Genomic DNA, 20620 nt, shown 5'->3' on the forward strand with positions numbered 1-20620 from the left:
ACAACATTTTAAGGACTTCGTAAAGTGGTATCTTTTTCTGAATAGCAATGATGGAATTATTATGAAAAACAAATGACCAGAATCATACGATTCTGGTCATTTGTTCTAATATAATACCAACCAATTTTGGCATCATTACCTGTTTTTTTGTTGCGGCGCCGCGGCGGACAACTCTCCGCTCCGCCCGGGAGAGGCGGAATTTCGGGCGTTTTTGCCCTGTTCCCGCCGGATGCCGGGCTTGACGGGGAAAACGATCCGCCCGGTCGGAAAGGAACAGCCCCGGGGTTCCGTCGGAACCCCGGGGCTGTTTTTTGCGGGCCCTGTTGCGGGCGGCTACTTCTTGTTGTAGAAGTTCATCGTCAGGGCGCATCCCTGCGTGACGAACGAGCGGATGGCGTCGACAAAGACCTTCAGCCGCTCGGGCATCGCCTGCCGCTCCTCGTCGGTCCACTCCCCGAGCACGTAGTCCACCTGGTGGCCGCGCGGGAAGTCGCCGCCGATGCCGAAGCGCATGCGGGCGAACTCCTCGGTGCCGAGCAGCTCGGCGATGTTCTTCAGCCCGTTGTGGCCCCCGGCACTCCCCTTCGGGCGCAGGCGCAGCGTGCCGAACGGCAGCGCGATGTCGTCCGAGACGACAAGCAGGTTCTCCGTGTCGATCTTCTCGGCATCGAGCCAGTAGCGCACGGCCTTGCCCGAGAGGTTCATGTAGGTCGAGGGCTTGAGCAGCAGCAGCGTGCGCCCCTTGTGCTTCACCTCGGCCACATCGCCGTAGCGGGCCGTGGTAAAAACAGCGTTGGACGCCTCTGCGAGGGCGTCCAACACTTTGAAACCGATGTTGTGGCGGGTTCCGGCGTACTCGGCGCCGATGTTCCCGAGCCCAACAATGAGGTATTTCATACGCGGCCGTTACTATTTCGCTGCGGCTTCGGCACCGCGCGATGCACGGGTTACGCGCACGGCGCAGACGGCTGCCGTGGCCGGCGTCACGAACTTCAGGTTCTCGAACTGCAGGTCGCCTACGAAGATCGTCTTGCCGACGCCCAGGTTCGTTACGTCCACGACGATCTCGTCGGGCAGGTTCTCGACCAGGGCGCTCACGGTGAGCTTGCGGGCCGACAGCGTCAGCTTGCCGCCGACCTTCACACCCTCGGCGTTGCCGGTCAGGCGCACCGGAATGGCGATCGATACGGGCTTGCCGGCTGCGATGCGGTAGAAGTCCAGGTGGAGGATCTCCTCACGCACGGGGTGGAACTGTGCCTCGCGCAGTACGGCCAGCTCCTTCTTGCCGTCGAAGTCGAACTCGACGATGTACGAGCTGGGGGTGTAGATCAGGGGCTTCACCTCGCGGGGGTCGACCGTGAAGGCGACCGTCTCGCCGTTGCCGCACAGTACGCAGGGCGTCAGACCCTCGCGGCGGATTGCCTTGGCGGCCTTCTTGCCGAACGCGTCGCGCTTGATGGCCTTTACGGGAATGGTTTTCATCTTGTTGTAAAGTTTTAATGTGTTACCTTCGGCGGTTCTCAACACGGTCTCGCGGGCCGCATCCCAATTCCGCCTGCTTTGGGAGCGCAAAGATAAGCCAAATTTTCCGGATTGGAAAATCCCGGCGCGAAAATCGGCCGGCGGAGAAAAATTTTTTATCTTCGGATTTAACTTTTGCCCCCTTGCGGCGTCTTATGTGCGGAACCATGCAGGAAAAGTGTCAAATATCCGAGACGACCGTGGCCCGGTTGCGCGATGCGGCGACCCGGCGCGAAGCCTTCGACCGGGTGGTCGGGCACTTCCTGCGCCCGCTCTACTGGCACGTGCGGCGGCTGGTCGTCGTGCACGAGGATGCCGAGGATGTCGTGCAGGAGAGCTTCGTGCGGGCCTGGGACGGCCTGGAGGGTTTCCGCGGCGACGGGGCCGAGCTGCGGGCGTGGCTCTACCGCATCGCCACCAACACGGCGCTCTCGCTGCTGCGGCGCCGGCGCCGCGGGCTCTTCACCTCGCTCGACGACGTGAGCCGCCAGCTGGCCGGCCGCGTGGCCGAAAATGCCGCGGAGGAGGCCGACCGGATGCTTGTCCGCTTCCAGCAGGAGGTGCTGGCCCTGCCGCTCCGGCAGCGGCTGGTCTTCAACCTCCGCTACTACGACGGGCTCTCCTACGGCGAGATTGCCCGGATTCTCGGGCAGCGCGAGCAGACGCTGCGCGTAAATTACCACCACGCGGTGGAGAAACTCAAACGAAAACTCAAGGAGGAATTATGAACCCCATGATTGAAAGCAACGACCGGCGCCTGCCTTACGCGCTCTCCGAGGAGCGTTTCGAGGCGCTGCACGACCGCATCCGCGAGCGGATCGCCGCACGCGCCGCGGCGGAGAGCCCCTCCGCCCTCTCCGCAGCGCCGTCCGACGGTCCCGTGCGCCGTGTGCTGCTCCGCGTAAGCCTCGGGGTGGCTGCGGCCGCGGTTCTTCTGGCTGCGGTCGTCACGGCCCACCGCCTGCGGCAGCCTGTCGCTGCGGAGCCCGGCATCGAGGTCCTCCTCTCGACGGCTTCGGCCGAGACGCTGCAGCGGGCCGCGGCGGAGAATTACGACGACATCTTCTACAACCAGCAACTCTAAACCATCCGATACCATGAAACGCTTTTTCATTCTGATCTGTGCCCTCGGCCTGGCGCTCAGTGCCGGGGCTGCACCCGGTGACCGGGAGATGCGGCGGGCCGTCGCCGAAGTCCGGGCCGCCATCGATGCCATCGAGTCCGCCGCGCTGGAGAGCCAGTCGCTCGAGGAACTGAACGCCGCCGCCCGCGAGGAGGTGATCCGCGAGCTGGATCTCTCGGCCAAACAGGTCAAGGCATTCGACCCCATCTACAAGGCCTACCGCGAGGCGCTCGACCGCGCCGTGAGGAGCGTCCCCGATCCGGTGATCTCGGGCGAGGCGGCGCAGCGCGCGGCCCTCAAGGAGCGACTGGCCAACATCGCCGCCGTGGCGCAGGTCAAGCGCGACTACGTGGACCGCTTCGCCGAGGTGCTTACGGCCGAGCAGATACGCCTGCTCTACAACACCGAGGGGCAGATCGGCACGAACATCAAGCGCGCGGCGGGCGTGAGCAGCCGGCAGATACCGCGCGTACTCTCGGGCAGCGGGCGGCGCGTCACGCAGGACTGGGGCGAGGCGGGCGACTACACGGCCATCGAGACCGGCGCCTTCTTCAAGGTCGTCATCAGCCCCTCGGCCCGGACCATCACGGTGACGGCCGACGACAACGTGATCGACTTCCTGAGGCTGGAGCGCCGAGGCGGATGCCTGGCATTCAGCCTGTCGCCGAACTCGAGCCGGACCCGCCGGATCGAGAACCTCTCCATCTCGGTGGTGGTTCCCGCGTCGGCCTCACTGCGGGAGATCCACGTGGGCTCCTATGCCGGTGTCGAGAGCCGCCTGCCGCTTCGCGGAGCGGATTTCAACATCTCGATGTCGGCCTACGGCGAGGTGAAAGCCGATCTGATCGATTCGGGGCGGACGCGGCTCCAGGTGTCGAGCTACGGCCGTTACGAGGGGACGGTCGAGTGTGCCGGTGCGCAGCTCTCCGTCGCCAGCTACGGCGTGCTGAAGGGGGCGCTGACGTGCGCCGGAATGGCCGATGTCTCGGTGGGCAGCTATGGCTCTTTCGACGGCGACATCCGTGCCGCGCAGGCGAACCTCGCGGTCAGCAGCGGCGGCAAGTACTCGGGCGCGGTGACGGCCGATACGGCCTCGCTCGGCGTGTCGAGCTATGCGCAGGCTGCCGGTTCGATCCGGGCCGAGGACCTGAAGGTTTCGGTCTACAGCAGCGGATCGCTCCGCGGCGCCTTTGCCGGCCGGCGGTGCGAGGCGACGGTGGGCAGCTATGGCAAGCTCGCCCTGACGGGCTCGGCCGCCGTGGAGGATGTGACCGTGCAGCTCTCGTCGCAGGGAGAATTCCTGGCCCCCGATCTGCGCGTGAAGCGCTACGACATCCGGGCGTCGAGCTACTCGAAGGCCGATGTGTGGTGTTCGGAGCTGCTCAAGGTCGAGGCCTCCACGTCGGCGCGCGTCCTCTACGACGGTCCCGGACGGCTGGAGACCCTCTCCGACAACATCCGGCGCCGCTGACGCCGCGACGGGTCGGCGCATGAAAAAACCGGGCGGAGCTCAATGAAAGCTCCGCCCGGTTTCGTGTTGTCCGGCCGATGCCGGAGGTCGCGGGTCGTCAGTTGATCGGGAAAGCCCCCTCGTAGCTGCCTTGAACCTTTGTGCCGCCCTGCGACGTGAAGTCGAACGTGAAGCCGTAGCCCGACTCCGTGTGCGAGACGGTGAAGGTGCCGCCGTTGATGAGCAGGTACTCTTCGTTGTCCGTACCGGCATTCAGCGTGCAGAAGGTGCCCGCGGGACCCCACGTGTCGATGTATCCGTCGTAGAAGGTGCCGGCGGCGGCGCTGTAGCTCTCGTCGAAGACATAGGTTCCTTCGCTGATGACGGGATCGTGCGACTCGTCGAGCACGTCGTTCATGTCGATCGTCAGCACGGTCTTTGCGTCGCCGCTCGTGAAGGTCAGCGTGTAGTTCGCCGTGCCGTAGCCGTAAAGGTCGCCGTAGTAGCTGCCCTCGCCCGTGGCGAAGACCTCGTTGATGTCCTCCGAGACGGCCGGGGCCATGTTCTTGAAGGTCAGCGCTCCCTTGTAGGAGAAGTTGAGCCGGTAGCCGTCCTCGAGGACGAAATGTCCGCTGATCTCGTAGCCGTCGGCCGTATGTTTCACCGTGGCCGTACCCTCCTTGTAGTCGATGCGGTAGCGGGCCGAGCCGTCGGGAAGCGTGTAGTGTCCACAGCTCTTGTCCGCAGCGATCGTGTTGAGGGCGATATCGCTGCTGAAGGTGTAGGTTCCCTCGGGCAGGACGGCGTTGTCCGCATCCGCCGAGGTGGCTCCCCACAGGCCGAAATCCAGCACGTAGCCCGAGCCGAGGGGATTGCCCTCGTCGTCGGGCGTCATGTCGCCGAGCCGGAAATAGTATTCGCTGAAGCCGGCCCCGTAGGCGTCGCCGTAGTAGGTCATGTCGGAATAGGCATAGGTCGTCTCCACGGTGATGTCCTCGCCGTAGACGCCCGACTGGTTGGTCATCGGAATCTGACCCGTGTAGGCGATGCGGAACTCCTGGCCCGCTGCGGTGACGAATACGCCCTCGATTGTCGTGCCGCCGGCGTCGGAGGTGACGTTGAGTTCACCCTCCTTGAAGTAGATGTTTTCGGTGATATTGCCGTCATTGCCTACCGCGAGCAGCACGGTCGATTCGCTGCTGATGCGGAACTGATCGTGCGTCACGCTGTTCTCGAAGAGGTACTTGCCCGTGGGAATCACTGCCTGCTGCGGCTTGTCGGAGACGGGGCCGTAGCAGTCGAAGTAGACCATCGTGCCCGCACCCTGGGCCATGCCGTGCTGGAACGGGCAGTCGGTGAGCATGAAGTAGTAGTTCGCGGCGTCCTTGCTGAACTTGCAGCCGTAATAGATGCCCATGGCCGTGGTGGCCTTCAGCACGCCCTCCTCCGTGCCGCTGATCGTGGTAAATTCCGACTGTGCGCGTGCGGTCCGGCCGTCGGCACCGACGGCAAGGGCATAGACGGTGTAGGAGGTCGACGCCGTGAGCCCGTCGGCCGCAAGGTCCCGGTTCTCGCCCTTGGCGAGCGGCGTGCCGATGCCGGTCAGCATCTCGTCGGTCGGCTCGGTCATGTCGGACTCCAGCGTCAGGAAGTATGCCGCGGAGGCATCCTTCACGGTGATCGTGAAGAGGGCGTTGTCGCTGCCGATGTGCGTGACTTCAATCGCTACCGAAGGTTCCTTTGCAGCTTCGTCCGCGCTGTCCTTCTTGCAGGAGAAGAGGGTTGCCGACAGCAGGAGCGCTGCGGCGATGAGGATTTTGTAGAACGGTTTTTCCATAAGAAGAGGTATTGGTAGTGTGTGCCAATATATGAAAAAAACCGCAATCTTCCGATTACGGTTCCGAAGCGGCGGCGGTACACGTCTCTCCCCCGCGGATTGCAAGGTGTTGAGCATCAGCGTGCAGACGAATGTGTATGATCCGATTTTATGTTGACAGTCAGTGAGTTGACAAAGTGTCAGACGGGGCCTCGAAGAAAAGCCGCAAAACGGATGTTCGGAAAACAAATGGCGTATTCCGGAACAAAACGGCAGGGCTCCGTCAGCTGCCTGCGACAAAACGGGCGGGCCTTTGCGAAGGCCCGCCCGTTTGCTCTCCGAAGCGGCGGCTATTCGATGCCGCGCAGGTGCTTCTCCCAGTTCCACGCTGAGACGAGCGTCTCGTCGAGCGTCCGCTCGGCCTTCCAGCCCAGCTCGTTGTTCGCGCGCGTGGGATCGGCCCAGATGGCGATGATGTCGCCTGCGCGGCGCGGTGCGATCTTGTAGTTGAGCTTCACGTGGTTGACCTCCTGGAACTTGCGGACCAGCTCCAGCACCGAGACCCCGCGGCCCGTGCCGACGTTGAAGATTTCGTAGGACTCCTTGTTGCGGTTCTCGATCATGCGGCGGATGGCCGTGACGTGGGCCCGGGCCAGGTCGACGACGTCGATGTAGTCGCGGATGCACGATCCGTCGGGCGTCGGATAGTCGTCACCGAAAACCGAGAGGCACTCGCGCAGTCCGGCGGCCGTCTGCGTGATGTAGGGCACGAGGTTCTGCGGCACGCCGCGCGGCAGCTCGCCGATCAGCGCCGACGGATGGGCGCCGATGGGGTTGAAATAGCGCAGCGCAATGCCCTTGAGCCCCTTGTAGGCCTTGAGCGAGTCGCGCAGGATGTCCTCGCACATCGTCTTCGTGTTGCCGTAGGGCGACTCGGCCGGCTTGCGGGGCGTCTGCTCCGTGACGGGCTGCTTGTCGGGCTCGCCGTAGACGGTGCACGACGACGAGAAGACGATGTTCGGCCGCTTGAAGTCGCGCATCAGGGTGATGACGTTCATGAACGACGTGAGGTTGTTGCGGTAGTACTTGAGGGGCTGCTCGACCGACTCGCCCACGGCCTTCGAGGCCGCGAAGTGGATCACCGAGTTGAATTCGTACTTTTCGAAGACCTTCGTGCGGAAAGCCTCCAGGTCGCAGCAGTCCACCTCGACGCACGGCACGTCGACGCCCGTGATCTTGCGCACGCCCTCGACGGCGTGGATGTCGCTGTTCGAGAAGTTGTCGGCGATCACCACGTCGTAACCGGCGTTGATGAGCTCCACGGCGGTATGCGAGCCGATATATCCGGCGCCGCCGCTGACTAATACACACTCTTTTTTCATGGGTTCGTAAATATTGGGGATTTGTTCGATAAAACTTACTTATATACAAAGTTATATAAAAAAACAGTTCCACCGAGCATTTCGTGGAAAAAATGCGTGCGATGTCCTCGGATACGTTTGCGGCGCCTGCGGTGACGGATCGTAAGCGACGACGCGAAAAAACAACGGTGAAATTTCGGTTTTTCGGAAATTAATCGTATATTTGTAACAAATCGACATCCACCACGCGAAATTCATTGAAAACCTTAACGCGATATGTACGGAAAAATCAAGGAGTATTTGCAGCATGAACTCGCCGAAATCGAGGCTGCAGGGCTTTACAAGCACGAACGGATTATCGAATCCCCCCAGCGTGCCGAAATCGAGGTTGCAGGTCGGAAGGTGCTGAACTTCTGTGCCAACAACTATCTGGGCCTTTCGGACAATCCGCGCCTTGTCGAGGCGGCGAAACGGGCCATGGACGCCCGCGGCTACGGCATGTCGTCCGTGCGCTTCATCTGCGGCTGCCAGGATATCCACAAGCAGCTCGAAAAGGCTATTGCCGACTACTTCGGCACCGAGGATACGATCCTCTACGCCGCCTGCTTCGATGCCAACGGCGGTGTCTTTGAGCCGCTCTTCGGCGAGCAGGACGCCATCATCTCCGACGCGCTGAACCACGCCTCGATCATCGACGGCGTGCGCCTGTGCAAGGCCGTGCGCTACCGCTATGCCAATGCCGACATGGACGAACTCGAAGAGTGTCTCAAGAAGGCCCAGGCGCAGCGCTTCCGCATCATCTGCACCGACGGCGTCTTCTCGATGGACGGCAATGCCGCACCGCTCGACAGGATCTGCGCCCTGGCCGAGAAGTACGACGCGCTGGTGATGGTCGACGAGTGCCACTCGGCCGGCGTGCTCGGCAAGACGGGCCGCGGCATCACCGAACTCTACAACCTGCGCGGGCAGGTCGACATCCTGACGGGTACGCTCGGCAAGGCCTTCGGCGGCGCCGTGGGCGGCTTCACGACGGGCCGCAAGGAGATCATCGACATGCTGCGCCAGCGTTCGCGCCCCTACCTCTTCTCGAACTCGCTGCCGCCCGCCGTCGTGGGGGCCGGGATCGAGATGTTCCGCATGCTCGCCGAGAGCAACGAGCTGCACGACCGGCTTGTGGCCAACGTCGAGCACTTCCGTTCGGGCATGATGGCCGCCGGCTTCGACATCAAGCCCACGCAGTCGGCCATCTGCGCCGTGATGCTCTACGACGCCAAACTGTCGCAGGACTTCGCTGCCAGGCTGCAGGACGAGGGTGTTTTCGTCACGGGATTCTACTACCCCGTCGTGCCGAAGGGACAGGCGCGCATCCGCGTGCAGGTTTCGGCCGGACATACCGTCGAGCAGCTCGACCGCTGCATCGCCGCTTTCAAGAAGGTCGGCAAGGAGTTGAACGTTATCAAATAAATCCGTCGCCATGCCCAAGACCTCACTGGATGCGATCGATCGCAAGATCCTCAAATACCTCATCAAGAACGCGCGCATGCCCTTCCTGGAGATTGCACGCGAGTGCGGCATTTCGGGTGCCGCCATACACCAGCGGATACGCAAGCTCGACGAGGCGGGCGTGATCCTCGGCAGCCGGCTGATCGTCAATCCCAAGATGATGGGTTTCGACGTCTGCGCCCACATCAACATCACGCTCAAGGACCCGCAGCTGCTCAACCAGACGGTCGAGCACCTCAAGGAGATTCCCGAGATTGTCGAGTGCCACTTCATCACCGGCGCGGGGAACATCCTCGTGAAGCTCTACTGCGTGGACAACGAACACCTCATGCGGACGATTTTCGACGGCATCCTGCGTATTCCGGGCGTCTCGGCCACCGAGACCAACATCTCGCTGCAGGAGGTCTTCCAGCGGCAGGTGAACATCGACTTCATCGAGGAGTAGCTCCGGCGCTCCGATACGGAAAAGGGCGACAGCTTCGTGCTGCCGCCCTTTTTTTGTCCCTGCTGCCGTTATTCGCCCTCCTCGAGCAGGCGCGTCACGGCGGCCCGCTGCCGCGGGAAGAGCCGCAGGTTGTAGGTGAACTGCACGAGGAAACAGCGCCCCAGACCGAGGTTGGTGACGTTGCGGATATAGGTGCCCGTGACGGTCCGGCGGAACGATGTGCCGCTCTGGTCGAAGAGGTCGTTGACGCCGACGGTCACCTCGCCCAGCCGCTGCCGGAAGAGCCTGCACCCGGCCTGGAGGTTGCACGTCAGCCGCTCCTCGCGGAAGGGGTCCGTAATGCCGCGGTAGCAGGTGTAGTCGGCGCTGGCGCGCAGGAGGAACCGCTGCCGCAGCACAAGGTTCAGATTGGCCGTCAGGTAGTGGTTCACGTAGTCGTTGTCCACGGTGCGGACCTTCGACGAGTTGCGGCTGATGTTGTAGTAGCCCGTGTAGGCGATCTTGAAGTCGACGCTCTCGGAGATGTTGCTGCCGAGCGTCAGCCCCGCGTCGTAGGAGTTGCCGTGCAGCAGGTTGCGCGTGCCGTTGATGATGCTCGGGATGCGTCCCGTCGTGACGCCCGTCCGCAGGTTGAGGTTGCTGTGCAGGAAACGGACCGGGAAGCCGTAGTTGAGTGCCGTGCGCAGGTTCCAATAGCCCGCGAGGTTGACCGGGCGCACGAACTGGTTGCCGGCGCCGAGGCGGGTTCCGTCGTCGTCGATCACGAAGTCGGGCGTGTCGATGACGAGCGAGTCGGCAATCGTGTTGGGCGAGGCGGTGAAGCGCACCGTCACGGTGAAGGTCCGCCCCTTTTCGGCGTTCGTGCGGATGTACTGCGCCGTGAGGTCGTGCGTGTAGACGGGCCGCAGCGCGGGGTTTCCGGCAAAGACGTTCTGGCGGTTCGTCGTGTTGACGATGCTCTGGAGGTCCGTGGCGCGGGGGTTGCGCGTCTGCGACGTGGCGTTGATTTTGAGCAGGTTCCCGGCGTTGAAGTGGATGTTGCCGATGAGGTTGTAGGTGAGGTTGTCGTAGGAGGCCTCGGTGCGGGCCTCCTCGGGCAGGCGGTAGTCGCCGCCGAAGTCGACATGCTGGTAGTAGAGCGACGCCGCGACCTTCGTCTTGCGGAAAAGGTACTGGTAGGAGAGCCCCGCGCGCTGCGTCAGGAAGTCGTACTCGTAGTCGGTCGACTGCCGCGGGTCGGGCGTCTCGGCGAAGGCGCCCGCCGCCTCGTCGAAGAGCACCGTGCGGCGATCGACGCTGTTGGCGGCGTAGGTGACGCGGTACTCGGCGCTCATGCGCGAGCGGCGGCTCAATGCCTGCGTGTAGGTGACGTTGCCGTTGACCGTGTATCCGGGCTGTTCGCGCCACGTGCGCGAGATGTTGCGCGCGTCGCAGTCGGCCGTGTCGGCCTCGATGTCGGCCTCGTCGCGGAAGGTGTACTGCCGCGGCAGGTTGTACTGCTCGCCGCCGCTGTAGCGGCCCCCGACGCCGAAGGTCAGGTTGCGCTGCAGCTTCCCCGGCAGGCGGTAGCGGTAGATCAGGTTGTTCGAGACCGTGTAGCCGAAGCGGTCGTTGTGTGCGAAGCTGCGGCGGCGGTTGACGAAGCGGATATCCTCCTCCGAGAAACGGTTGTCCGTGCGGCTGAAGGTCTCGCTGTTCTGGAGGTAGTCCTGGATGCTGAACGCCGTGCGCATCATCAGCGAGTGGCGGTCGTTGAAGCGGTAGTCGAAGCGCGAGTTGAAGCGGTGGTTGGTGTTCTCGGTGCGGCTTTCGGCGCGGGCGTCGTAGAGCACGAGTTTCTCCGACGAGGTGAAGGTCTGGCGGTCGGTGAGGCTTTCGTTGCGGTTGTCGGCGCGGTTGAAGAAGTAGCTGGTCGTGATCTTGGCCCGCTTGCCCCACTCGTCGCTGTAGTTGACGCCCACGGCCTGCACGGTCGAGATGCCGTCGAGCGGCCGCACCATGAAGTTGTCGCTGCCGGTCCGGGCCTTGGCCTGCCCCTGGTCCGTGGCGCCGAGGATGTCCTCGAAGGAGAAGTTCTGGAGGTTGACGTTGTTTGCCAGCGCGATGATCGAAAGGCGCCGCGACTGGTTGAAGATGTTGACGTTGCCGCCGCCGATGTACTTGTCCGTGAGGCCGTATCCGGCGAAGAGCCGCCCGAAGGCGCCGCGCCGCTTGTCGGGCTGCGTCACGATGTTGATGGCCGTGTAGCCGTCGCCGATGTCCACGCCCGTGAACTCCGACTGGTCGCCCTGCGAATTGAAGACGTCGATGCTCTCGACCATGTCGGCCGGGATGTTGCGGATGGCCGACATCACGTCGCTGCCGAAGAACTCACGCCCGTCGACGAAGACCCGCTGCACGGTGCGGCCCTGGGCCTCGATGACGCCGTCGGCGATCTCCAGCCCCGGCATCTTGCCGATGAGCGCCCCGGCGTCGGCGCCGAACGCCACCTTGAAGGCCGAGGCGCGGTAGCTCAACGTGTCGCCCCGGATCGAGGAGCGCAGGGCCGGGACCTCGAGCACGACATCCTCGATCACCTCGGCGCCGGGCGTCAGCTCGAGTGTTCCGAGCTCGTCGCTGCCGCCCGACGTGCGGACGGCGCGGACGAGGGGTTCGTATCCGAGCGAGGTGACGCGCAGCTGCCATTCGCCGGCCGGAACCTGTTGCAGGCGGGCTTCGCCGTCACCGCCCGAGGCGGTGTAGAGGGGTCTGCGCGTCGTGTCGGCCTGCGACCGCAGCTCGACGACGGCCCCCGCGACCGGTTCCTGTTCGGTGCGGTCGACAAGCCGCATGCGGAGCGTGCCGCTCTGTGCGTGCGCGCTCCCCAAGCCGACAAGAAGGGCAAGCAGCCAAAGATACCGTTTCATGCTCGCTCGTCCGGGTCTCGGGCCCGGTCATATCCAATCGTCACATCTCTTTTTTCCGGCCCGGCAGCCGGGTTCGCCTTCGGGCCGGTTGTGGGGTTTCGCCGTTTCGGAACGCTTCAGCGCACGGGCCGGATGAGGAAGCGGAATTCGTAGTCGCCGTAGGGCAGGCGGTATTCCGGTTCGGTGATCTGTCCCCACGAGTCGATGCCGCCCAGTCCGTACTGTGCCTTGTCGATCGTGAGCCAGACGGCGTCGTCTGCCTCGACCTCGGGCGAGTGTCCCTGCCGTTTCGAGAGCCCCTCGTCGAGCGCCTCCTGCGCATAGTGCAGCGCCGAGGCCGAGAAGGGCGCGGCGGCCGTGATCTCCACGCCGCGGCCCGCGATATCGTGCTGCCGCCAGCGTCGCACGTCCGTCTTCGTGCCGGTCTCCTGCGGGCGGATGTAGGGGTAGAACTGCTCTTCGACCGTCTGCCGGTAGCGGCCCAGCAGGGCGCCGTCCTTGCGGTCGGCATAGTTCTCCCACGGGCCGCGCCCGTAGTAGTCGATGCGGTCGAAGGCCGCGGGCATGCGCAGGCGCATGCCGAAGCGCATCAGGTCGGGCACGCCGCTGCGGTCGTCGTCGGCCTCCAGCGCCTCGCGCACGGCGATCTCGCCGGCGTTATCGATGCGGTATTCGAGCGTCAGCGTGCCGCCCGTGCGCTCCAGCGCATAGCTGGCCGTGACGGTGGCCACGCCCTGCTCCGTCGCGTGCTCGAGCGCGGTGAGCCGCAGCCCCGGGTCGTCCCAGACGCGGTTCTTGCGCTGCAGCCCTGCGCCGAAGTCGTTGTCGGTGGGGGCGCGCCAGAAGTTGGGCTCCAGCACGGCCCCTTCGTCCAGCAGCCGCGTGCCGCACACCTCGTAGCGGGTCATCAGGCCGTCCGTGCGGCGGAAGTCGATCCGCACGAGGGGGCTCTCGACGATGAGGTAGTTGCGGTCGTTGTCGCGCACCGTGATCCGGCCGAGCGAGTTGTGGCGGTCGGCCCGGCGTTCGGCAACCGTGAGGTCGGCCGATGCCGCGGCGCGCAGCGTGAACTGCTGGTAGGCGATGCGGTGGTCGGGTGCGAGCAGCGGCTCGGCATCCCGCAGGCGGTATTCGACGTTGAGCAGCAGTTCGCCCGCGGCGGGCAGCGCCTCGCGGCGGATCGGGAGCCGGAGGGTCGTGTCGCGCTGCGGGGCGACGCATAGGTCGGTGACGAGGCCGCTCTGCACCGCCTCGCCGTCGCACAGCACGCTCCAGCGCAGGTAGCAGTTGTCGATCGCGCGGAAGAAGTTTTCATTGAAAACCGACAGCGTGTTGTTCTCCCCCTCGAACGCGCTCCACAGCGGCTGCTGCCAGTAGCGCGCCTCGTGCATGTGGGGGTTCGGCACGCGGTCGGGCGAGACGAGGCCGTTGTCGCAGAAGTTCTGGTCCGAGGCGTCGTAGGGGTTCCAGTCGCCGCCGTAGCCGTAGACCGTCACGCCGTTGCGCCCCTGCTTGCGCAGCGACTGGTCGACGAAGTCCCAGATGAAGCCGCCCTGGTAGCGGGGTTCGCTGCGGATGAGCTGCCAGTAGAGGCCGAAGCCGCCGAGCGAGTTGCCCATCGCGTGGGCGTATTCGCACTGGATGAGCGGCCGCGAGGGGTTCGTCGCGAGGTATTTCCGGCACAGGTCGTAGCTCCAGTACATCGGGCAGAAAATCTCCGTATTGCGGTTGCCGGGCGTGTCGTCGGCCCGCTCGTACTGGATGACGCGCGAGGGGTCCCAGGCCTTGATCCAGTCGAAGCAGGCGTCGAAGTTGGGGCCGTCGCCCGCCTCGTTGCCCAGCGACCAGATGATGACGGCCGGGTGGTTGACGTTGCGCTGCACGTTGCGCATGTTGCGCTCGAGGTGCGCTTTCGCATAGCGGGGATCGCGCGCGAGGGTCCGCTCGTCGTAGCCCATGCCGTGCGACTCGATGTTGGCCTCGGCGACCATGTAGAGCCCGTAGCGGTCGCAGAGCTCGTACCAGTAGGGATCGTCCGGGTAGTGGCACGTGCGCACGGCGTTGAAGTTGTTTTCCTTGAAGAGGCGGATGTCCTGCAGCATGCGTTCGCGCGAGACGACGTAACCGCCGTCGGGGTCCATCTCGTGACGGTTCGCCCCCTTGATGAGGATCGGCTGCCCGTTGACGAGCAGCTGGCCGTTCTCGATCTTCACCTCACGGAAGCCCGTGCGGAGCGGGATGACCTCGAGCGTGCGCCCGGAGGCGTCGCGCAGCGTCACCGTCACGCCGTAGAGCACGGGGGTCTCGGCCGACCATGGCCGGACCTTCCCGGCATCGAGCGCAAGGTGGGCCGTCCGTCCCGTGACCTTCACCGCGCCGCTTGCGACGGGTGCACCGTCGGGCGCCGTGAGGGCGACCTCGGCCGTGCAGCCGCGGGCCGCTGCCGGGAAGGTGAGCCCGACGCCGAGCGTGCCGCGCGTGTAGTTCTCCGAGAGGGAGGCGTCGAGCCGGATGTCGGCCACGTGGCGCCGGTCACGGGCGTAGAGGTAGCTCTCCCGCGCAATGCCCGCCAGACGGAAGAAGTCCTGATCCTCGAGGTAGGTGCCGTCCGACCAGCGGAAAACCTGCATGGCGAAGAGGTTGCGGCCCGGGCGGACGTAGCGCGTGACGTCGAACTCGGCCTCGAGCTTCGAGTCTTCGCTGTAGCCGACGAAGCGGCCGTTGACCCACAGGTAGAGGTTCGAGGTCACGGAGCCGAAGTGCGCGACGATCTCGCTCCCCGACCAGTCGGCCGGGATGTCGATCCAGCGGCGGTATGATCCCACGTGATTCTCACGCACGGGGACGTGCGGCGGGTCGTTCTCGAACTGTTCGCGCCACGGATAGCCGATGTTGAGGTACTGCGGGTCGCCGTATCCGTTCAGCTCCCACATTCCGGGCACGGGCATCGTGCCCCAGGCACCGTCGTTGAAATCCGTGCGGAAGAACTCCGTCGGGCGCTCGTCGGCGTGGCGCACCCAGCAGAAGCGCCACTCGCCGTCGAGCGTGAGGAAGCGCTCCGAGACGCTCTTGTCGCCTGCGGCCGCCGCATCGGCGGATTCGTAGGCGAAGCAGGTGGCCCGCATCGGCAGGCGGTTTACGGCATTGACCTCGGGGTCCTGCCATTCGGTGAAACTCTGTGCGGAGAGCCCGGCGGCAAGGCTGCCGAGCAGCAGGGTCAGCAGTGTCTTTTTCATGTTTCGGGTCGGTTTGGGTTTGGGGGAGGAGTGAGGGGTCAGCGTGAGGCGACCAGCGACGAGGGGGTTACGCCCATCGAGTCGCGGGCCCAGTCGCCGCGGGCGCGCAGCACCTGTTCGATGATGTCGCGCACGGCGCCCTCGCCGCCGCGGAACTCCGAGACGTAGCGCGACGCCTCGATGACCTCCGACACGGCATCGGCCGGGCAGACCGGAATGCCCACGGCGCGCATGCACTCCAGGTCGGGGATGTCGTCACCCATGTAGATGGCGTGTGCCGGGTCGATGCCCTCCTCGGCCAGGTAGCGGCGCATGGTCGTGATCTTGTCCATGCAGTCCGTGAAGAAGTGCTTGATGCCCAGCATGCGGAGACGGTGCTCCAGCATGTGGCCCCGGCCTCCGGTGATGATGCAGACCCGGTATCCGAGCTTGACGGCATAGGCGAGTGCGTAGCCGTCCTTGGCATTGTAGCGGCGGATGAAGTCGCCGTCGGGTGTGGGGATGATGCCCCCGTCGGTCATGACGCCGTCGACGTCGAAGATGAACGCTTCGCAGTGCGCTATCTCTTCCTTGAAGTTTCCCATATGTGTTGGCTTATCGTTGAGTAGATTTCCTTGAGTTGCGGGTCGTCGCCGAGCAGTTGCAGGTGGCGCTCCTGCGTCGTGAGGTCGTGGCGCACGGCGGGCCCGGTCTGCACGTCGGCGGGCGAGGCGGCGTCGAGAGCCTTCTCGGCGGTTTCGCGCACGAGGGGCTTCAGCACCCCGAAGTCGAGCCCGGCGCTGCGGGCGACCTGCTCGCCGAGGGCGTACATGTGGTTGGCGAAGTTGCAGGCGAAGACCGCCGCGAGGTGGATTTTCGCGCGGCGTGCCGAGTCGGCCCGGATGACCGTCTGCGAAAGCTGCCGTGCAAAGGCCTCCAGTTCGGGATAGAAGGTCTCGTCGTCGCACTCCAGGAAGATCGGAATCTGCGAGAAGTCGACGCGGCGTCCCTTCGTGAAGGTCTGCATCGGATAGAAGACGGCGCGGTGGGCGCAGCTGCCGGACAGCACGTCGAGCGGCACGCTGCCGGCCGTGTGGGCGACGCAGGCGTGTGCGGGCAGGGGCAGCGCGGCCGCCACCTCGGTGACGGCGCGGTCGCTCACGGCGACGAGGTAGATGTCGGCATCGGCCAGTTCGGCCGGCTGCGTGGTCCAGCGCGTCGCGGCGAGTGTGGCGACGGTGCGTGCGCGCTCCGCATTGCGGGCGTAAATCTGTACGAGCTCCAGCTCGCTCTCTGCCACGGCGCGGGCCAGCGCCTCCGCGAGGTTGCCGCTGCCGATGATGACGACGCGTTTCATGCTGTCGGTTTGGTCTTGTCGTGGGGACCGTGCGGTCCCCGGTCATTTGCCGGGCCGGCGGTGCGGGTCCCGGCTTCGCGACCCCGCCGTGCGGCCCGTCTTTCGGAAATTCAGAGCAGGTCCACAATCCGCACGTTGTCCGGCGAGCGGACGATCTCCTGCTTGAGTTTTTCCAGATCGCGGTCCACGCGCGCCAGGTCGGGCGTCTGGGAGAAGTCCAGTCCGGTCTGCCCCCATTGCTCCACGGCCTTCAGCACGCCGTAGACGGTCAGGGTCGATATTTCGTGTGCCGGCGTGTAGGCCACTTCGCGCTCCCCGTCGCCGCTGCGCACGGCGATCAGCTGCCCCGACTGCACGAGCTGGTAGAGCACGTCGTTGACGATGCGCGTCGGCAGGTCGAGCCGCTGGCGGATGACCTCGGCCGGTGTGGCGCCGCCCTGCTCGCGGAAGCGCCGGACGACGGTGAGCATCACGGCGAGCATCACCTTGCGGCGCTGGTCGTAGCTGATGAGCAGCGATTCGCGCTCCTCGGCGAAGCGGGCGATATTCTGGTAGGCGAACGAGAGCTCGCCGCCGAAGAGCAGGATCTGCCACGAGGTCTGCAGCCAGATGAGCAGCAGCGGCAGGGCCGCGAAGCTGCCGTAGATGGCGTTGTAGGAGGTCATCCAGCGCTGGAGGTAGATGTAGCCCCACTGGAAGCAGAGGAAGATCGTCCCGGCGATGATGCCCGCCATCAGGGCGCTGCGCAGGCGCACCTTGGCGTTGGGGATGATCATGTAGAGGAAGGTGAACATCACCCAGATCACGGCCATCGAGAAGAGCCGCGTAAGGAGGGCGAACCCCCATCCGTCGTGCTCGCCGAGCAGCTCGCCGGCATAGTTCCCGATGGCGTTGGCGACGATCCAGAGGATCGGCACGATCATCACCACGGCGATGTAGTCGGTATACTGGCGCGTGATGCTGCGCTCGACCTTCACCTCCCAGATGTTGTTGAAGGCACTTTCGATCGACGCGAAGACGCGGATCACCGCCCAGAAGAGCATCACCAGCGCCACGGCGGCCACGACGCCGCCCTGCGTGCGGGCGAGGGCCTTTTCGGCGAAGGAGATGAGGTAGTCGATCGTCTCGGGACTCTGCGGGAAGAGGGCGTAGAGGTTCTCGGTCAGGCCGTCGGCCAGGCCAAAGCCCTTCATGATGGCGAAGATCACCGCGACGATGGGCACCAGCGACATGAGCGTGTAGAAGGTGAGCGCCGCGCTGCGGACGTTGGTCCCGTGCTCCATCAGGCCGCGGGCCGTGTAGAACAACAGTCTGTACTGCTGGACGAACCACCTCACGACGGGATTCTTCCAGTCGGTGAGTTCGCGCCGGAAGATCGTGTCGGTGAAATAGGTCGCTATGTCGCGTAGTTTCATAAGTCGTTGATGGGCAACGCAAATATAGTCATTTGAGGCGGATTGTCCAAAAATCGCCGCCGCTTTTCGTAAAGGCCAGCCGCAGGCCGCCTCCGGCGTGCAGCCCCAGCCGCCGCATCAGCTCCTCGGCCGGGAGCGGGAAGTCGCGCTTGAGCACCTCCGCACCGCACCCCTTCAGCTCGCGTTTGAGCCGCCGCGGGTCGTAGGGCTCGATCCTTTCGATGGAGAGCACCCGGCCGAGCACGCCGTGCGGCTCCTCCGCGGCAAAGGCGAATCCGTTTTCGCTCCACATGTCGGCCCGCCCGGCCAGATGCAGCCGGGCCAGCCGGGCCTTCTGCAGGGCGACGTCCGGCACGACGAGCCACCGGTAGCGCTCCGCATCGAAGCGTGCCGGCACGGCGGGCGGCTTCGTGCCCGGGCGGGCCGCGAAGCTCCCCCGGCCGAGGGCCGTGGCCGTTACGAGCGGGCCGCTGCCGTCGTCGCAGATGATGACCTCCTTGCACTCGTCAGCGAGCGAGACCACCTCGACGCGGGCGTCCGAAAAGAGCCGCAGCGCCTCGTCGACGTCGAACAGCGGCGAGTTCTTCAGGCAGAGCCGTGCGGCCGCCGCACGGATGCGGGGGCGCAGGGCGAGGACATCGGGCGAGCACTCCTCAATCCGCAGGAGCTTGCGTCCGTCGGCGGCCCGCCGGTCGGGGTCGGCATAGACCCAGTCGAAGTGCAGTCCCTCGCGGGCGAGGTACTCCTCGGCCGCGGCGGTGACGACCTCGACATTCCCGACGCCGAGGCGGCGGAAGTTCTCGCGCGCCACGTCGGCCAGCACCGGATCGCGCTCGAGGGCGACGACGCGGCGGAAGCGGCGGCTCAGGAAGAGCGTGTCGACGCCCAGTCCGCACGTAAGGTCGAGCACCGCATCGCCCGCGATCGCCTTGTGTGCCGCGCAGGCCTCGCTCGAAGCCTGCTCGAAGGCCAGCGGCGGGAGCATGCACTGCGCCGCGGCATAGCTCGGGAGCTTCCGCTCCGCGCGGGCGAGGTACTTGACCTGCGTGGCGACGAGCCGCGCATGGGGGATGCGGCGGTCGAGCGCCACCTCCAGCGGGTCACGGCCCCGGGCGGCGGCAATGGCCCGCTGCACCGGCTCGGTGAGGAGCAGGGCAAGCTCTTCGGCTGTCAGGGTTTCGCGCGGCTGCATGGCTGTCGGTTTTCCATCGGGGACCGTCGGGGTCAACGGTCGGGCAAATGTACGCTTTTTTTCGCATCCATACTCCATGCCGCAAGGGTTGCTGCGGCAAAAAAGAGGTAGACGGCGGCCGTGGCGCCGCCGCCGAGCGCGTATTCCACGACGCCGCCCGGCAGGGCTGCGGTCAGCCGCGCCAGGGCGTTGACCCCGCCGGCCGCCGTGCCGAGCACCGCGGTGAAGAGCGGGGCCAGCACCCCGACGGGCAGCAGCATCCAGAGCGTGCCGCCCAGTACGACGACCGTGGCGAGCAGGATGGCCGCGGGGTTGAGCAGCAGCCCCGCCAGCGAAAGGATGCCGAAGGTGTGCGAGACGAGGGGTGCCGTTGCCGCCGTGGCCACAAGGCCGATGATGTAGGCGTCGATGACGGTGTTGAGTGCCCGCCACCGGGTCCGCAGCCGCCGGCAGAGGGGCACGCCCCACGCGAGGATCGCCCCGACGGCGAGAAACGAGAGGCGGAAGCTGATGTCGCCGAGCCAGGCGGGGTTCCACAGCAGCATGCCGAAGGCCGCCGCGGCGAGGGCGTTCATGCCGGCATACTCCGAGGCGGAGGCGAGGGCGAACTGCAGGAGTGTGCACATCACGGCGGCCCGCACGGCACTCGGCGGAAATCCCGCCGCCGCAACGAAGAGCCAGACGGCGGCCGCGGCGATGAGGTTGCGGAGCAGGTGGCCGCGCCGCAGCAGGGGCATCCACGCCGTGGCGAGGTTGACGAGCAGGAAGACGATGCCCGTGTGGAGACCCGAGACGGCCAGCAGGTGCGAGAATCCGCTGCGCGAGTAGACCGTGCGCAGCTCGGGGGTGATGCCGCTGCGGTCCCCGGCCGTCATGGCCCGCACGACGGCCCCGGCCTCCGGCTCCATGTTGAGCCTTCCGAGCCGCCGCACGGCCCCGATGTGGAGCCGGTTGCCCGGGCCCGCCTCCCGGTCGAGGAGCTGCGCCCCGGAGAGGTAGATGCTCCCGACGAAGCCCCGGCGGCGCATCAGGCGGCGGTAGCTCTCCGATCCGCCGCGCAGGGGCCGCACCACCCCGCGGCAGAGGAGCTGCTCGCCCGCTTCGGGCGGCGTGAGCGAGTCGGTGCGCACCATCACCCGGTCCGCCGCGGCATACCACCGGCCGTCGGTCGGGTCGCGCCAGGCCGTGATCGTGCCGTTGGCGGCGAAGTAGCGGCCCCGGTCCGCGGGGATGTCGTCGATGCGGATTTCCCAGCCGGTGGCGACGTCGAGCGGCACGGCCGCCTCGCCCGCGCGGAGCTGCGCCGCGGCCAGCCC

The 20620-nt window shown here is 65.5% G+C and carries 16 protein-coding genes; 5 read left to right on the forward strand and 11 right to left on the reverse strand.

The window, feature by feature from the left end; translation table 11 throughout:
* Positions 1-333 precede the first annotated feature (333 nt).
* Complete coding sequence (gene pth / locus Q1Y33_RS06635) at positions 334-897, reverse strand: aminoacyl-tRNA hydrolase (RefSeq protein ID WP_300798958.1); 564 nt, start codon at positions 895-897, stop codon at positions 334-336.
* A gap of 12 nt (positions 898-909) precedes the next feature.
* A complete protein-coding gene (locus Q1Y33_RS06640) occupies positions 910-1482 on the reverse strand; it encodes a 50S ribosomal protein L25 (RefSeq protein WP_300798959.1) in 573 nt (190 codons plus the stop codon).
* A 239-nt stretch (positions 1483-1721) separates the two neighbouring features.
* Here Q1Y33_RS06640 and Q1Y33_RS06645 point away from each other — a divergent pair, with 239 nt between their 5' ends.
* The 3 genes from Q1Y33_RS06645 to Q1Y33_RS06655 are packed head-to-tail and all read left to right on the forward strand — an operon-like array spanning position 1722 to position 4115.
* Positions 1722-2249, forward strand: coding sequence for an RNA polymerase sigma factor (locus Q1Y33_RS06645; RefSeq protein ID WP_300798960.1), 528 nt, complete (start codon positions 1722-1724; stop codon positions 2247-2249).
* Positions 2246-2605: a hypothetical protein gene (locus Q1Y33_RS06650; protein WP_300798961.1), complete on the forward strand. Its 360-nt coding sequence runs from the start codon at positions 2246-2248 to the stop codon at positions 2603-2605. The genes Q1Y33_RS06645 and Q1Y33_RS06650 overlap by 4 nt, the downstream gene beginning before the upstream one ends.
* 13 nt (positions 2606-2618) lie before the next feature.
* The gene (locus Q1Y33_RS06655; RefSeq protein ID WP_300798962.1) at positions 2619-4115 is read left to right on the forward strand and encodes a DUF2807 domain-containing protein; all 1497 of its coding nucleotides are present in this window, start codon (positions 2619-2621) and stop codon (positions 4113-4115) included.
* 97 nt (positions 4116-4212) lie between these two features.
* On the opposite strand, the gene Q1Y33_RS06660 is transcribed toward Q1Y33_RS06655, so the two are convergent.
* Both Q1Y33_RS06660 and galE read right to left on the reverse strand, forming a co-directional pair.
* Complete coding sequence (locus Q1Y33_RS06660) at positions 4213-5931, reverse strand: hypothetical protein (RefSeq protein WP_300798963.1); 1719 nt, start codon at positions 5929-5931, stop codon at positions 4213-4215.
* A gap of 329 nt (positions 5932-6260) precedes the next feature.
* Positions 6261-7292, reverse strand: a complete 1032-nt coding sequence (gene galE, locus Q1Y33_RS06665) for a UDP-glucose 4-epimerase GalE (RefSeq protein ID WP_300798964.1) — start codon at positions 7290-7292, stop codon at positions 6261-6263.
* 255 nt (positions 7293-7547) lie between these two features.
* On the opposite strand from galE, the gene kbl reads away from it, so the two are divergent.
* Together kbl and Q1Y33_RS06675 are read left to right on the forward strand one after the other, a co-directional pair.
* A complete protein-coding gene (gene kbl / locus Q1Y33_RS06670) occupies positions 7548-8735 on the forward strand; it encodes a glycine C-acetyltransferase (RefSeq protein WP_300798965.1) in 1188 nt (395 codons plus the stop codon).
* A 10-nt stretch (positions 8736-8745) separates the two neighbouring features.
* Positions 8746-9219: an Lrp/AsnC ligand binding domain-containing protein gene (locus tag Q1Y33_RS06675; RefSeq protein WP_300798966.1), complete on the forward strand. Its 474-nt coding sequence runs from the start codon at positions 8746-8748 to the stop codon at positions 9217-9219.
* 68 nt (positions 9220-9287) lie between these two features.
* On the opposite strand, the gene Q1Y33_RS06680 is transcribed toward Q1Y33_RS06675, so the two are convergent.
* The 7 genes from Q1Y33_RS06680 to Q1Y33_RS06710 form a co-directional block, all read right to left on the reverse strand.
* Complete coding sequence (locus Q1Y33_RS06680) at positions 9288-12125, reverse strand: outer membrane beta-barrel protein (RefSeq protein ID WP_300798967.1); 2838 nt, start codon at positions 12123-12125, stop codon at positions 9288-9290.
* 116 nt (positions 12126-12241) lie between these two features.
* The gene (locus Q1Y33_RS06685; protein WP_300798968.1) at positions 12242-15361 is read right to left on the reverse strand and encodes a glycoside hydrolase family 2 TIM barrel-domain containing protein; all 3120 of its coding nucleotides are present in this window, start codon (positions 15359-15361) and stop codon (positions 12242-12244) included.
* Positions 15362-15399: 38 nt separating this feature from the next.
* The gene (locus tag Q1Y33_RS06690; RefSeq protein ID WP_300798969.1) at positions 15400-15945 is read right to left on the reverse strand and encodes an HAD hydrolase-like protein; all 546 of its coding nucleotides are present in this window, start codon (positions 15943-15945) and stop codon (positions 15400-15402) included.
* A complete protein-coding gene (locus tag Q1Y33_RS06695; RefSeq protein ID WP_300798970.1) occupies positions 15921-16697 on the reverse strand; it encodes a Rossmann-like and DUF2520 domain-containing protein in 777 nt (258 codons plus the stop codon). Before Q1Y33_RS06695 ends, Q1Y33_RS06690 begins: the two co-directional genes overlap by 25 nt.
* A 110-nt stretch (positions 16698-16807) precedes the next feature.
* On the reverse strand, positions 16808-18112 hold the full coding sequence (locus Q1Y33_RS06700; protein ID WP_300798971.1) for a YhjD/YihY/BrkB family envelope integrity protein: 1305 nt from the start codon (positions 18110-18112) through the stop codon (positions 16808-16810).
* Between the two features lie 28 nt (positions 18113-18140).
* Complete coding sequence (locus Q1Y33_RS06705; protein WP_300798972.1) at positions 18141-19304, reverse strand: methyltransferase domain-containing protein; 1164 nt, start codon at positions 19302-19304, stop codon at positions 18141-18143.
* 32 nt (positions 19305-19336) lie between these two features.
* On the reverse strand, positions 19337-20620 hold a 1284-nt coding region (locus tag Q1Y33_RS06710), incomplete at its 5' end, for a ComEC/Rec2 family competence protein (RefSeq protein ID WP_300798973.1).

Source organism: uncultured Alistipes sp. (assembly GCF_949296715.1).
Lineage (GTDB): Bacteria > Bacteroidota > Bacteroidia > Bacteroidales > Rikenellaceae > Alistipes.

Coding starts and splice junctions, on each gene's coding strand:
- pth (WP_300798958.1), bottom strand. CDS start 897: ATGAAATACCTCATTGTTGGGCTCGGGAACATCGGCGCCGAGTACGCC.
- Q1Y33_RS06640 (WP_300798959.1), bottom strand. CDS start 1,482: ATGAAAACCATTCCCGTAAAGGCCATCAAGCGCGACGCGTTCGGCAAG.
- Q1Y33_RS06650 (WP_300798961.1), top strand. CDS start 2,246: ATGAACCCCATGATTGAAAGCAACGACCGGCGCCTGCCTTACGCGCTC.
- Q1Y33_RS06655 (WP_300798962.1), top strand. CDS start 2,619: ATGAAACGCTTTTTCATTCTGATCTGTGCCCTCGGCCTGGCGCTCAGT.
- Q1Y33_RS06660 (WP_300798963.1), bottom strand. CDS start 5,931: ATGGAAAAACCGTTCTACAAAATCCTCATCGCCGCAGCGCTCCTGCTG.
- galE (WP_300798964.1), bottom strand. CDS start 7,292: ATGAAAAAAGAGTGTGTATTAGTCAGCGGCGGCGCCGGATATATCGGC.
- kbl (WP_300798965.1), top strand. CDS start 7,548: ATGTACGGAAAAATCAAGGAGTATTTGCAGCATGAACTCGCCGAAATC.
- Q1Y33_RS06675 (WP_300798966.1), top strand. CDS start 8,746: ATGCCCAAGACCTCACTGGATGCGATCGATCGCAAGATCCTCAAATAC.
- Q1Y33_RS06680 (WP_300798967.1), bottom strand. CDS start 12,125: ATGAAACGGTATCTTTGGCTGCTTGCCCTTCTTGTCGGCTTGGGGAGC.
- Q1Y33_RS06685 (WP_300798968.1), bottom strand. CDS start 15,361: ATGAAAAAGACACTGCTGACCCTGCTGCTCGGCAGCCTTGCCGCCGGG.
- Q1Y33_RS06690 (WP_300798969.1), bottom strand. CDS start 15,945: ATGGGAAACTTCAAGGAAGAGATAGCGCACTGCGAAGCGTTCATCTTC.
- Q1Y33_RS06695 (WP_300798970.1), bottom strand. CDS start 16,697: ATGAAACGCGTCGTCATCATCGGCAGCGGCAACCTCGCGGAGGCGCTG.
- Q1Y33_RS06700 (WP_300798971.1), bottom strand. CDS start 18,112: ATGAAACTACGCGACATAGCGACCTATTTCACCGACACGATCTTCCGG.
- Q1Y33_RS06705 (WP_300798972.1), bottom strand. CDS start 19,304: ATGCAGCCGCGCGAAACCCTGACAGCCGAAGAGCTTGCCCTGCTCCTC.